This is a genomic window from Pedobacter ginsenosidimutans (assembly GCF_001442625.1).
Lineage (GTDB): Bacteria > Bacteroidota > Bacteroidia > Sphingobacteriales > Sphingobacteriaceae > Pedobacter > Pedobacter ginsenosidimutans.
In genome coordinates this window covers 72,405-85,398 of sequence record NZ_LMZQ01000008.1, presented here as the reverse complement: position 1 = coordinate 85,398, position 12,994 = coordinate 72,405, and the positions used below count along the sequence as shown (strand labels likewise).

Here is a 12,994-nt window from a genome sequence, read left to right as displayed (position 1 = left end):
TCCCAAAGGGATTCCTTTGGAATTAACCTCAAAAAACACAAATGTATGACGTGGAAAAAATTTAGTGGTGAAATTATTCAATCTTCAATCCTCGAAGAAGTAGAAAACGCGATTATCAGAGAAAGCCAAAACGGTTTTAAGCTTAAAGTTTGCATTGGTACCGATTCACAGGTAAAAGGTGCAGTAACCGATTTTGCAACCGTAATTGTGCTGTTAAGAGAACATCATGGCGGTTTTATGTACATCCATCAGGAAAAGAGCACACAACAGGTAAGCATTAAAGAAAGGATGTTAATGGAAGTACAAAAATCAATCGAAACTGCTTATTCTATTTGTGATTTACTTGATATTTATGACGTGGCTTTAGAAGTACATGCCGATATCAACACCAGTCCATCGTTTAAATCGAACAAAGCACTTAACGATGCCATGGGATATATTTTAAGCATGGGCTTTATTTTCAAGGCTAAACCGGAGGCATTTGCCAGTTCTACCTGTGCAGATAAAATGGTGCATTAAGTAAGTCGGAAAGCTTAGGGTCCGAAGTCGGGTACCGTCATTTCGAGCGCAGCCGTGAAATCTATAGGTCACGTTGATGATCAATATCCCTCATAGATCCCTCCATTCCGCTGCACTTCAGTCGGGATGACGAAACTCGTTGCGCTCCAACTTTGCGATCGCTGTGCCTTCATTCTGCGAACTTTGTGGTTAAACCTAAACTATCCTCAACAAAACCCCATCTTTGTTGTTGTGCTTTAAAACAAAAACTTGAAAACGTATAGATTAGAATTTACCCAAAAACTCCCTGTTGATCTGGATATCGCCTGGGACTTTTTTTCTTCGCCGATGAACCTGGCCGAAATCACCCCAAAGAATATGACCTTTGATGTAACCTCACCAAACATCGTCAATACTAAAATGTACCCCGGCCTGATTATCACCTATAAGGTTGCCCCTTTGTTTGGCATTAAGTTAAACTGGGTAACGGAAATAACACACGTTAAGGATAAGGAGTATTTTATCGACGAACAACGGTTTGGTCCATTTGCTTTCTGGCACCACCAGCACCATTTCGAAAAAATAGATGGCGGTGTATTAATGCACGATACCTTACACTATAGCATTGGATGGGGAGCAATCGGCGCTATTGTAAATGCCATGGTGGTGAACAATAAAATCAACGAAATTTTTAAGTTCCGTTACCAAAAGGTTGAGGAATTATTTGGCAAGCTTTAGTTACCACTTTTTAGTAGAAATGGTTTCTGCTTTCTTTTTGGCTTTTTCAACCCTATTGGTAGCCAAATACTTCTTAAAATCATCGCCAAATTTTTCTATTTTGTTATAGGCGCTATTTAAAATATCTTTCCATGCACCAGCGCTAAGTTTACCTGGTGTACGCTCTAAAGGCACTCCAATTTTGGTAGTGGCTACAAAGTTTCCGTAACGGTCTCTTTGGTATGGGATAAACAGCAGATCGGTTAACCAAAACCTATATTTGCCATTACGTACCTCAAAAACAAAATTGTAACTTACTTCTCCACTTGGATGGCCGGCAACTAAAATTGTTTTATCGATTACAATCGTTCCTTTAGCCAGAATAGAAGAATCGGTAACAGTTTCTTGTGTCATCGATTTTTTATACGCTGCATTAACGAAAGATTTAGCCCTTTGCAGTAAAGTATCTTTGCTTACCAATTGCGAATCTACCACCTGATAATAGATAAATTTACCGTTATCATCCTTAGAAAACTGTTTTTGTTGCGCAGATAATTGAATCGAAGAAAGAGCAAGAATAATAAAAAGAAGATGTTTCATTTGAAATCGGTTAACAGGCAAATCTAATTATTTAAAGGTACGAAAAAGCCGTCCCTATTTACATCGGGACGGCTTAATATTACTATTTATTTCCTTAAAAAGCGTAAACGGCAGCTAAAGAGAACTGGCCACCATTTGGTGCCGCAGCGCCACCTTCTTTAAAGAATGGTTTATCACTGTTGTGGTCTAATCTTACTTCTGGGATAAATGTTAAACCACCAGATTTAATGTTGGCCGTAAGGGTTACTGCAGTAAAAGCAGTAGCCGGAACTGCGCCTGCGGCTTTAAATTTAAAGTACTCACCTCTTAAACCTAAAGTTACTGCATCCAATACAGCAAATTGAGGGTATAACGCTGCACCTGCGTAACTTCCCGGTACCGAACTATCTTTGATATCATAATTGGCTGCATTTAAACCCAATTTAAATTTCTCTGTAATTTGGTATGAAGTGGTTAAATCGATAATTGTTCCATACCCGCCAAAACCAGCACCAGATAAAGCATTGATGTAAGCAGTCCAGCCTTCAACAGGAGCAACCATCAATTGACCACCTATGGCCGAAACACCTCTCGAAGCTGAATAAACGTTCCAATCATTAAATAAACCAGCCATTAAACTTACCTTATCGCTGAATTTATAAGTGGCTTTAATTCCCGCATTTTGGAAGGGACCATTGGTAAACAGGTATGAAGTAGAATAGTTAAAGTTTCCAACTGGAGAGATTACCTCATATCCAATGAATGTACCCATGTAACCTGCTGTCATACTAAACTGATCGGTAAAATCGTAGTTAACATATAAGTTTTGAATATTAAAAGACGAACCTCCGGCTGCCGCATCAGGAATAGATTGCGATTGTCCTCTTGGGCCAAAAGAAAGCTCTCCAACAAATGAAGCTTTACCTGTTTTTTTCTTCAGGGCAATATCAATCATACCTAATGACACCGAGTTGTGATCAGTTACAAAAGATGTTTTTCCATTTAATGGATTTTTAGCAAAATCGTATTTAAAGTACGTATCTACCGACCCTGAAATTTCAAGTGGTGATGTAGTGGTCTCTTGAGCCAGGGCACACGTAGTGCTGGCCATTGCAAAAATAGCGGTTAAAAGTTTCTTCATGTTTGAGCTTATTTTGAGTTTAGATATTATAAAATCCTTAAGATATTGGTTCTGTTAATGGACTGTTTTTTTCGATATAGATCGCTCTTTCTTCAACCAGCAAGGTACCTTGAGAGTATTTCTCGTCATGTTGAGATGCATCAAGTCCCATTTCTTCTTCTTCATCTGATACCCTGATTGGGTTAATAAGATTTACCAGTTTGAAAATCACAAATGATACAACAAAACTGAATATAATTACAATTACAGCACCTTTTAGTTGTGTTACAAAGAACGCCGGGTTGCCATAAAACAAACCATCAGCACCAGCAGCATTTACCGTTTTCGTAGCAAAAACACCCGTTAACAACATACCAACGATACCACCCACACCATGACAAGGGAAAACATCTAATGTATCATCTAAACTGGTTTTTTGTTTCCAAGAAACCACAAGGTTTGAGATAACTGCGGCAATAGCACCAATAAATATACTTGATGAAATACTTACAAAACCTGCACCTGGTGTAATGGCCACCAAACCAACTACTGCACCGATACAAAAACCTAAAACTGAAGGTTTTTTACCTCTTGCAACATCAAAGAACATCCACGATAAACCTGCAGCACCTGCTGCGGTATTTGTAGTTAAAAATGCGGAAACCGCTAAACTACCTGCGCTTAATGCAGAACCTGCATTGAAACCAAACCAACCAAACCATAATAAACCAGTACCAATTAATACGTAAGGGATATTTGCAGGCGGAACTTCTTTATGCTCTAAGTGAGATTTTCTACGTTTTAAAACCAATGCACCAGCCAATGCAGCCATACCAGCAGAAATGTGAACTACGGTACCTCCTGCAAAATCCAATACACCCATTTTAAACAAGAAACCTTGTGGGTGCCATGTCCAGTGGGCTAACGGAGAATAAACGAATATTGCGAATAAAACAATAAATAAGATGTATGAAGTAAAACGGATACGTTCTGCAACGGCACCTACCACTAAACCCGGAGTAATAATGGCAAACATTAATTGAAATACTGCAAATAAAGAAAGCGGAATGGTTAAGTCTGCTCCTCCCTGAAGATGTGGTGCTCCAGAATTTACACCTTTAAAGAACAAAAACGTTGATGGATTTCCAATGAAACCACCAATAGTATCTCCGAAGGCCAAACTAAAACCTACTACTGTCCATAAAACTGTAATTACTCCTGCCGCTACCACACTTTTAATCATGGTAGATAATACATTTTTACGATGAACCATTCCACCATAAAAGAATGCAAGGCCTGGAGTCATTAAAAATACAAGCGCAGCTGCGATTAATATGAATGCAATATCAGGCCCACTATACTTGCCTTCATCAAAATTAGGTAGAAGTGGAATAAATAGAGCGAAAATTGCGACAATCATCAATATCGCAAAAGGCGCATACTGTTTAAAGGAGAATTTACTCATAGTTTTTAGTTTAATTTGTTCGTATTGTTTAAATAATTGAAATATGCTTGATTTATTTTTCTAAAAATACGACATATTGTAGTTTTCACACCATTTAATTGAAATATTTTAATAAAAATGAGTGATTTTTATAAAACAACACAAAAATTAACCTTAAAAATAAAAATAACAAAAAATACAGGGGATTTTAATGTAAGTTTTTAATAAAAACAAAATCACATATTAACCATCATTTATATGATTTTACCTAAAAATTATAAAAATTTAGCTTAAAAAATTCATCAATAACAGAAAAACCCATGAAATTTCATGGGTTTTTAAAAAAATTGTTAAAAAATTTAACTTTTTATGAAAAATAAGCAGATCCCTGAACTACTCCTCTTTTTTCAATTTCTTTATCCATATAGGTTTGAATTGCCGATTTGTTAAGTCCCCAGTTAGGGGCAATCAACAAATCCCAATCCGAAATACCAAAAAGCCGCTGAATAACAATATCCGGGCGCAATAAAGGGATTAACTCACAAAGTAAGTCGGTATATTCTTCGAGAGAAAACAATTTAAAGGGTTCTTTTTTATACTTGGCACCCATTATCGATCCTTCTACAACATGAAGGTGATGGAACTTTACAAACTTGATTTGTGGGAAACGGTTAATTTCATGAATGTAACCGTGCATCTGCTCGCGGGTTTCCCAGGGGAAGCCAAAAATGGTATGCACGCACAGATCGAGCTTACTATCTTTTAAAAGTTCTACCGCAGCAACAAATTCGCCATGACTGCAACCTCTGTTGATCTGATCGAGGGTTTCATCATAGATAGATTCCATGCCCATTTCTAAATCTACATCAAAGCGGTCGGTATAACTTTCCAATAAAGCAACCTTTTCTGCATCGATACAATCAGGCCGTGTACCAACCGCAAAACCCACAATATCTTCTGTATTAATCGATAGCGCTTCATCATACATCATCTTTAAATAATGTACCGGCGCGTAAGTATTGGTGTTAGGCTGAAAATAAACAATATACTTATCAGCTTTATAAGAGGTTTTAGCCCTTAACATGCCTTCGGCAAGCTGATCTTTAATATTTGGATTTTTACGTGAAGGCTCCGGCGTAAAAGAATCTACATTACAATACGTACATCCACCATAACCTTTGCTCCCATCGCGGTTGGGGCAGGTAAAACCACCATCTACAATTACTTTAAATACACGCTGCCCTTTATACTTTTCGCGCAAATGCGTGCCGTAATTATTATATCCCTTTATACCTGAATCTACAAGTGTTCCCATTATCTGCAAAAATACGGTTTTTGTTCGAGACGAGTGATTAGGGAGGTGAGATTTGAGATATTAGACAGGAGATGTGAGATTGGACGTACAATTTAGAGGGATTAGGGATTAGGGATTAGGGATTAGGGATTAGGGATTAGGGTAAACAAATCTATAAAATGGTATGTTTTATTTTTTCAAAACATTTTACATCATGTGGTTAATATTTTATTTCTGCTCAAACCGCTTTTCAAATTCCTCCTTTGGCATAATATAGATTAATATTGCGCTACATTGTATTTAAATTGCTTATCGCTAATATCTACATTTCAACCATCTTCTTAACCTCTGTTCCTACTAACCGAATCTGGCAAATTTTCCCTTACTTTAAAAATAAGTTATTGTACTGTAATATTTAAGACTGACAATGAACTAACCTCATCTCATTTTGGATAGATATACAGCAGCATCCTTGTTCCCCAATTGTTTAGCCTTTTGTAAATGTGCTATTGCATTTTTGGTATCTTTCTGCAGATCATAAACCACACCTAAATTGAATTCTACCCCTGAATAATACCCAACCAATTCATTTTCACCATTTTCTACAGTTAAAGCCTGTATCAGATGATATTGGGCAGATTTTAAGTCGTTGAGATGCAATTTACATTCCCCTAATAAAGCATGTGCTACCGGAAAACCATTTTCTATCGATTCCTCAAAATATTTGCTCGCTTCCGCATATTTTTTTTGATCATAATACTCAAGCCCCCTATCAAACTGATCTGTTCCTTTACCTGATTTCAATTTTTGATTTATCGCCGTAATATTTGTTTCATCATTAGAGTTGAATAAAATCTTATAGCCAACAAACATCATGAATGCGGTAAATAAGACTCCAAATATGATCAGCTTATTACCTCTCAAGGGTTGTTTTTTTTCCATAGCGGTTAATAAATAGCAATTAGTAAAATAAATATTCCGATTAATACATAAGAAGCATTTGACATTTTTTTATGCAGGTTGTTTATATACCTATAATTCTTTTTAAACTCGTCAGCACAAAAAATAAATGTTAATATCAGGGGTATGGCAAGATATAAAGTTTGATTACTAACAGTAAAAGAAATAATTTGAGCTACTTTTTCTAAGGCATTTGGCCTATGATCTGTTATATAATAAAGACGTTTGTAGTGCTTTATCAATCCAAAATGATCAGCTGATACTGCAAGGTGTATTGAGTCTGCTTCTTCAACTTTTTTCAGATTGAGGAATAAATTTGAAAGGCAAAAGTTTTTAAATGACCGCGAATAATTATTTTTTTTAACATCCGATATAATTAATGTGAAACTAAATTTACCATAAACCCCACTGCTTTTTTTTTGAATATGAATATCTTTTTTAGCTAAAGAAATAACGGTTGCATTTTTAAAATTTATGAAAAGAAATAAAAAAAAAATTACCCAAGTAATTATCGCTAGTAAGGGAAATCTATAAATTTTATACCAACTCATATATCTGTTTCGATTACATTTACACCCGCTTTAGCTTTGGCTTCGTCGTTAACCATTGCTTTAATATAGTCCTGAATTTCATCTTTTACAAATGGATTGGTAATATATTTATACAAATCGGGTATTAGACCAAGTAAAAAACCCTTATAATCTTTAAATGTATTTGCAGCACCTTGCCCTACACCTTTCATGGCCCCACTTCTTGAAAGCCTGGACCATTGATTGTTAGTAGTTACATGCTGCACTTGTCCATCGGAATAACTGCCAGTCTCATCAGAAAAATGTGTGTTTTGATTATAACTTCTCTCCGATTGTGGATTGTTTCCCTGAATAGCATTGGGATCAACACTTGAATAAGTCCTTGTTTGCCCGTATTCTTCTATATCATTTAGCCTGGCATAATCCTGAGCAACATAAGTATTAGATCCGGATATATTTTGCTTGCTCACCTCATGCCCTTTACCAGCGGCATCAACACCTTTTGTACCCTGATCTAAGACCGTTTCACTTGTGTATGCCTCATGATTAGCAATTTTTTCATTTATAACGGTGATATCAGTTTCATAGCCGTCAATTTGTTCTTTAACACCAGCATATTGATATGCCTCCTCCTTTCCCTTACTTAAAACAAAATCTGCACCATAAGCTCCTGCGCCCCCTAGTAATGTTAGCCCAACATATTCAGCTAGTGCAACCTTACCGAAAGTGGCTAAAACAGTCGATCCTGTACTAAAGGCACCAGCTATCCCCTGAAAAGCACCCCCTGCAACAAAAGCAGAAGCCATTACAAGCCCAACATCTGTCAGAGTTTTTTTTCTTTTCAGATCAATTGCCTCGTCTGCAGCTTTTTCAGAATAAAATATCATTACTTGACCACCAAAAAAACAACCAACTTTAGAACTTTCTATTAATGCTTTTTTCTTTTCGATTAAAACTTTTGGGTGAACAGGTGCCCAATCACTGCCCGAAGTTAATAACGCACAAATACAGGGCATGAAACCTGCACCGAGCCCTAAAGCAGCTCCACCTGCTGCCCCGCCAGCAGCTATTGCCCCTATAATAAGTGCCCCTGCTACCCCGCCGGTTGCCACTGTTGCAGCGGCAATAAGCCCTGCTACTATTGCACCGATTATTGCCCCCGCAACAACCATCTTAGCACAATTGAAATTCCCTCCCATGCGATCATCTATTGTTCCTGCTAAGCGCCCACCTGCAATCTTTATAGTAGATTGACTTCCTACTTTTAACTGCTGCTTAGACATGCCATCGGAACACACTAAATAAGTTTGATCGGGTACATATATCTTAGCCATATTATTCTGTTTTTAATGAAAAGGAGTAATGTGACGTAAAATAGAAATTATCATTTAGTCGCTCTTCTACCTCACACGCTATGTTTTTTACTACACCAGAATTTTTAAATAATTTATAATCAATTTTTACCTGATAGCTATAGGCTAAATCATCAGTAAATATTGGTTTATACTGTGTATTATAAATCTTTAATATTTCTTGAACATAATCGCCGTTCTTTTCGTTTATAAATTTTTCATTAATAATTAATTCATCTGCATTATTTCCGATAACTATTCTTTCTCCTGAAAGATTAATCCTTTTTTCATTAAAAATATTGGATCCAAAATATCTCTGTTGCTTAGTCACATTGTTTTGGTTGGACATACCATAAAAAGAGGGAAACAACAATTGATATAATATCCCATTTTTAATGAGTGGCACACTATCAGAAAAATCTTTATCTCCAGCTTTGATGATAAGGTTACTTTCAGTACTGTTCGCATTAACAAGTGATAATAATTCATTCTCCTTCATATTTTGCCAAATGCTTAATATTTCAAGTTGGTTTAGTATAGCAGTTATTTCGCCTATGTTGTTAAATCTTAAGTTCAGCCTTGATGTTGGGGAGTTAAATAGTTTAGCAAAGCCAACCAATTCCTGTAATTGGCTATTTGTTTTTAACACATCATGTTCAACCTGATTGAGGTAAAGTTGATACCCATCTTTGCTGCTTGTCATGTTTGCAAGCTGCCAAAGCATTTTAGTTTCAGTATCAGAAACCACCTGGGCATTTGCAACTGTTTTCTGTTTTTGGACGATTATGTAATTTAAATCATTAGGGCTTCCCTTGTATTCCAACTTACTGTACGGGCTTTCCTTTTGTTCAATATCCTCATCAAAAAATTTAAATCTGCTCATAATTAGTTAATATCTACCTGGCTACCCGTAATGGTTTGTACGCCTGTTGAAGTTTGCGAAATAGTTGTTTGAGAGTTTACAGCGATACCATTACTTGCTTTCGAATCTATGTTTTTCGTATCAATAGTTACCGCAGTAGTGGCATTTTTACCAATGTTAACAGCATCACCCGGCTTCTCACCTGCATTTGCGTTAATCACCTGCGTGCCCTGAATATTAATCACCTTACCAATAATATCAATCGTACCATCCTTTTTCATCGTAATACTACTTAAACCCGTCTTAATTACAATGGTCTCAGCAGATTCCGCAGTAATTAACCCAGGTCCATTTTCAATCTTCACAAAGTTTGCCGCATTGGTACCCAGGTTCAGTGCATGGTTTAGATCATCAAAACTTAAACAGCTCCCCTTTCTTGATGTTAAACCCTTGGTATTACTATTTTTAAATCCACTGCTATCGCCGCTTTTGCCGTGGTAAACACTGCCCATTACTACCGGCCTGGCCACATTACCTTCTTCGAAAGCAATTACCACCTGGTCGCCTTTTTCGGGGATGACGTGGAAACCCCTGTTTTTTCCGGTATCGCCACTACCTGCGTTGGGGCTAACAACCCTTAACCATTCAGTTGGGTCGTTGGTTTGGCATTCCCATTTAAATTTAACCTTAATCCGGCCCTGCCCCTGTGGATCGTCGTTATCAACCACATCTGCCAGCTGCATATCCGAATGTGGCTTTTCGTAATTCCTGACCATCAATCGCTCGGTTGTAGCTACCAGGCCTTCGAAAGTGTTGCTGTATTTACCTGTTCCATCTATCTGGTGATTGATGGAGGTAATCAGGAATTTACCAAGGCTTTCGGATGCAAAAGCAAGTTCTTTCCGTATACTCATGGTTATTTCGGCAATGCTGCCAATACTCAGCGACGCATTATCACCACCGGCATTAATTTTTAACAGTTCGCTGATGTGTGCCTTCTCCTCGTTTTCTACATGGCTCTTAATATCGTTGCTGTTATCTACCCTGATTAAGGACGGCTGATTAAAGGTTTTGCTATACATGCTATTGGAGGCCTTAATGGCATGTGCCAGGTCGGGATTTCCATCGGCTTTACCTGTACTTTCGCTCTGGAGCATCTCATCCTGTTTGGGATTGTAGGCAAAACGTTTGTACTTGATGGGCGAAACTTCCATGGCATATTGCAGGTTGAACACATCGCGGCCATAAAAAAGCGATACTTCTTTTTGCTTGTCGGGTTTGCCAAAATTAAGCTGCTTCCCATCGTAGTAAAACCACTCATGGTATTCGCCTGATAAACGGTTAAGAAATTCGAAATCGCTTTCGCGGTATTGGATAAGGTAATCGATCGCCGCTTTTCTTGATGCATTGCTTACAATGGTCAAGTCATTAGCGGGTGTATCTTTCGTGGCCAGCTTAACAATAGTATCGAGGTCTTTATCCAGATAAGAGCCTAAATCTGGTCCACGGTCTATTAATATAGTAGGACTATAGCCACTTACAATAAGTACGCCATGGTAGCCATGACTTTGTGAGAGTTCTACTTTTGTAACCAGTCCGGCAAAATGCTGCAGGTTTTCTGGCGAGTGCCCAAAAGAAGCTGTTAGGGTTTTACCTACGAAATCGCGGCTATCATCTAAACTGATCAAACCTGGGGCGCCCAATTGATCGTGGTTAAAATGCAATTCAAAATAATGGTGCTGGTTAAAAGCCTGTAGCAGATTAAAGGAAGCAAAATGGGCAATTGCCGAATCTTCAATACTGATTTCTACGATAAGTTTGTTTTCCATAGTATAATGTATTCGTTTACTGTACTGTTAGCACTATTGGCTACATTGTTTTATAAACCGCAATTTTATAAAGCCCAGGGTAAAAATGCACCTCAAATTGCGTACCTGCTGCATTTCTTTTAGGTGATGCCTCTATAGCTTTTTTAGTATAGGGATGCACTTCTACAGTATTACCTTTTTTTAGATAACCATTGCCGATCATGGTATCAATGTCATTTGGACGAACGTGGATACAACCATGCGATTCTGCCAGCTGAAAAATCCTCCCGGCAGCTGTTGCGGCTTCATCTGGCGGGGTAGTATGGATAAAATCGCCCATTATATATTCCTTTCCGTTCATTTTCCGATCATTGTTAGTGTCTTTGAAATACTTCACCGAAACATGCCCGAAATCGTTGAACAGCCATTTGCTTGGAATCGGCGAATTGGGATAAAGGTCGCGCTGGTATTTAAGGATGGCATCGGTAACCCCTTTTTGATCGTTTTTATATTTCCCCCACTGTGCATTTACATCGGTTAACTTTTTCCATTGACCAGACAGTTTCAACATCACAATTCCACCGATTATTTTCACTTCTGTTCCCCAGGGGATACCAGACCACATGGCGTATCGGCCATAACTAACATGTTTTTCGATACTTTTTATTACAAACCTACCTGTGGTTGTAGAGGTTTGCGAATGGCCATCGCCCCCCATTTTCACATTAGAAGGCCCTCCGTGTGCATCATATTCTTTAATTTTTACGAGCGTATTCATTGTTGTTTATCTATATTTTAAAACCTCAACCATGGTTACATGGGCAAGCGCTAATTTTTCGTTATCGTTAAAAGTTAATTTTATTACTGTATTGGCATTTACATTTATCTGAACAGGACGGGGCTGCTCTGTAACACCGATCATTGGCTTTTCTTTTTTAATATCTCCAAAATGCCGGGCAAAATCACCTATATGTAAAGAGTCGGTAATCGATTTTGGAACCAATAATATAATCCCCGCAATTATGGTAGCAGTATTATTATTTTGATAAGGTTGAACGATGATATTTTTATCATTGTTAGTTTGTTTACCCTTATATATGCTGAGCGGTAATTTATCTGCGAACGATTTGTTCAATGATACTATACCAGCTTCGTTAAACCTGTTTAAGGGAAGCTTTGCCACTGAATCGGTATAAGAAAGAAACAGATCGGTAACACTTGCTTTTTCTGCTATCTTATTATTTGGTTTGCTATCCTGCTTGCTATTTCCATTACAACCTACAAAACAGGCAGCTACTGCATATAACAAAACAAGAAGCATATTAAAACGGAAGTATGAGCGCATAATCTGCATGTTAAAGGTTTAAAACAGTGCCGGGCGAATAGCGGTTGGCGCTAAGCAGCAACACCAATTATTCCAACACCTTAAGTAAGCATTAGGGTGATTAATCCAGGTTTTCGCCTGATCTGATAGTTATATTGGCACTGTGAATTGTGGAACAGAAACTTCCAAATAGATCTACATCACGGTTAAACACATAGGCATACTGAAGTACCTGGTACTCTTTGCCTGAAAAATTTAATCTAGCTTTGAAAGCCATAGTTTTAAAATTTAAAGGTTAAAAATTTGATTAGTGTAGCTAGGCCACGATAGTTATTAAACCAAATATCAGGCCAATTGTAAGGTACCCCTCTCATTAACAATCACTAAAGTAAAAGCCAAATGAAAGAAAACAAATGTTTAAATAGCTTGAAAATAGATTTAAACTAATAATACAGGTTGATAAAATTGTTGAAAAATTTTTACCGATACTTTGCTATGGAATACAG

The 12,994-nt window shown here is 37.5% G+C and carries 14 protein-coding genes; 2 read left to right on the top strand and 12 right to left on the bottom strand.

The window, feature by feature from the left end:
- The first annotated feature begins 45 nt into the window (after positions 1-45).
- Together ASU31_RS13375 and ASU31_RS13370 are read left to right on the top strand one after the other, a co-directional pair.
- On the top strand, positions 46-519 hold the full coding sequence (locus tag ASU31_RS13375) for a ribonuclease H-like YkuK family protein (RefSeq protein ID WP_057932807.1): 474 nt from the start codon (positions 46-48) through the stop codon (positions 517-519).
- A gap of 249 nt (positions 520-768) precedes the next feature.
- The gene (locus ASU31_RS13370; protein ID WP_057932806.1) at positions 769-1,236 is read left to right on the top strand and encodes an SRPBCC family protein; all 468 of its coding nucleotides are present in this window, start codon (positions 769-771) and stop codon (positions 1,234-1,236) included.
- Here the strand turns inward: ASU31_RS13370 and ASU31_RS13365 are convergent, their stop codons facing one another.
- The 12 genes from ASU31_RS13365 to tssD all read right to left on the bottom strand — a co-directional run bounded on the left by ASU31_RS13365 (position 1,237) and on the right by tssD (position 12,765).
- Positions 1,237-1,815, bottom strand: coding sequence for a DUF4468 domain-containing protein (locus tag ASU31_RS13365; protein ID WP_057932805.1), 579 nt, complete (start codon positions 1,813-1,815; stop codon positions 1,237-1,239).
- 94 nt (positions 1,816-1,909) lie between these two features.
- The gene (locus tag ASU31_RS13360; protein ID WP_057932804.1) at positions 1,910-2,935 is read right to left on the bottom strand and encodes a porin; all 1,026 of its coding nucleotides are present in this window, start codon (positions 2,933-2,935) and stop codon (positions 1,910-1,912) included.
- A gap of 37 nt (positions 2,936-2,972) precedes the next feature.
- The gene (locus ASU31_RS13355) at positions 2,973-4,379 is read right to left on the bottom strand and encodes an ammonium transporter (RefSeq protein WP_057932803.1); all 1,407 of its coding nucleotides are present in this window, start codon (positions 4,377-4,379) and stop codon (positions 2,973-2,975) included.
- 346 nt (positions 4,380-4,725) lie between these two features.
- Positions 4,726-5,673 carry a tRNA modification radical SAM protein MnmL/YtqA gene (gene mnmL / locus ASU31_RS13350; RefSeq protein WP_057932802.1) on the bottom strand — a complete coding sequence of 316 codons (948 nt, stop codon included), beginning with the start codon at positions 5,671-5,673 and terminating at the stop codon, positions 4,726-4,728.
- Between the two features lie 417 nt (positions 5,674-6,090).
- On the bottom strand, positions 6,091-6,594 hold the full coding sequence (locus tag ASU31_RS13345; protein ID WP_057932801.1) for a tetratricopeptide repeat protein: 504 nt from the start codon (positions 6,592-6,594) through the stop codon (positions 6,091-6,093).
- A 5-nt stretch (positions 6,595-6,599) separates the two neighbouring features.
- The gene (locus ASU31_RS13340; protein ID WP_057932800.1) at positions 6,600-7,163 is read right to left on the bottom strand and encodes a hypothetical protein; all 564 of its coding nucleotides are present in this window, start codon (positions 7,161-7,163) and stop codon (positions 6,600-6,602) included.
- Positions 7,160-8,476 (bottom strand): PAAR-like protein, encoded by a 1,317-nt coding sequence (locus ASU31_RS13335; RefSeq protein ID WP_057932799.1) that lies wholly within the window; start codon positions 8,474-8,476, stop codon positions 7,160-7,162. Before ASU31_RS13335 ends, ASU31_RS13340 begins: the two co-directional genes overlap by 4 nt.
- 1 nt (position 8,477) lies before the next feature.
- Positions 8,478-9,377, bottom strand: a complete 900-nt coding sequence (locus tag ASU31_RS13330; protein ID WP_057932798.1) for a hypothetical protein — start codon at positions 9,375-9,377, stop codon at positions 8,478-8,480.
- A 2-nt stretch (positions 9,378-9,379) separates the two neighbouring features.
- Positions 9,380-11,185, bottom strand: coding sequence for a type VI secretion system Vgr family protein (locus tag ASU31_RS13325; protein ID WP_057932797.1), 1,806 nt, complete (start codon positions 11,183-11,185; stop codon positions 9,380-9,382).
- Positions 11,186-11,225: 40 nt separating this feature from the next.
- On the bottom strand, positions 11,226-11,942 hold the full coding sequence (locus tag ASU31_RS13320) for a hypothetical protein (protein WP_057932796.1): 717 nt from the start codon (positions 11,940-11,942) through the stop codon (positions 11,226-11,228).
- Between the two features lie 6 nt (positions 11,943-11,948).
- Positions 11,949-12,509 carry a hypothetical protein gene (locus ASU31_RS13315; protein ID WP_157258005.1) on the bottom strand — a complete coding sequence of 187 codons (561 nt, stop codon included), beginning with the start codon at positions 12,507-12,509 and terminating at the stop codon, positions 11,949-11,951.
- 100 nt (positions 12,510-12,609) lie between these two features.
- Entirely contained in the window at positions 12,610-12,765 is a 156-nt protein-coding gene (tssD, locus tag ASU31_RS27710) for a type VI secretion system tube protein TssD (RefSeq protein ID WP_167346185.1), read from the bottom strand.
- Positions 12,766-12,994 lie beyond the last annotated feature (229 nt).

Coding starts and splice junctions, on each gene's coding strand:
- ASU31_RS13375 (WP_057932807.1), top strand. CDS start 46: ATGACGTGGAAAAAATTTAGTGGTGAAATTATTCAATCTTCAATCCTC.
- ASU31_RS13320 (WP_057932796.1), bottom strand. CDS start 11,942: ATGAATACGCTCGTAAAAATTAAAGAATATGATGCACACGGAGGGCCT.
- ASU31_RS13360 (WP_057932804.1), bottom strand. CDS start 2,935: ATGAAGAAACTTTTAACCGCTATTTTTGCAATGGCCAGCACTACGTGT.
- ASU31_RS13325 (WP_057932797.1), bottom strand. CDS start 11,185: ATGGAAAACAAACTTATCGTAGAAATCAGTATTGAAGATTCGGCAATT.
- ASU31_RS13315 (WP_157258005.1), bottom strand. CDS start 12,509: ATGCGCTCATACTTCCGTTTTAATATGCTTCTTGTTTTGTTATATGCA.
- tssD (WP_167346185.1), bottom strand. CDS start 12,765: ATGGCTTTCAAAGCTAGATTAAATTTTTCAGGCAAAGAGTACCAGGTA.
- ASU31_RS13340 (WP_057932800.1), bottom strand. CDS start 7,163: ATGAGTTGGTATAAAATTTATAGATTTCCCTTACTAGCGATAATTACT.
- ASU31_RS13330 (WP_057932798.1), bottom strand. CDS start 9,377: ATGAGCAGATTTAAATTTTTTGATGAGGATATTGAACAAAAGGAAAGC.
- ASU31_RS13335 (WP_057932799.1), bottom strand. CDS start 8,476: ATGGCTAAGATATATGTACCCGATCAAACTTATTTAGTGTGTTCCGAT.
- ASU31_RS13345 (WP_057932801.1), bottom strand. CDS start 6,594: ATGGAAAAAAAACAACCCTTGAGAGGTAATAAGCTGATCATATTTGGA.
- mnmL (WP_057932802.1), bottom strand. CDS start 5,673: ATGGGAACACTTGTAGATTCAGGTATAAAGGGATATAATAATTACGGC.
- ASU31_RS13355 (WP_057932803.1), bottom strand. CDS start 4,379: ATGAGTAAATTCTCCTTTAAACAGTATGCGCCTTTTGCGATATTGATG.
- ASU31_RS13365 (WP_057932805.1), bottom strand. CDS start 1,815: ATGAAACATCTTCTTTTTATTATTCTTGCTCTTTCTTCGATTCAATTA.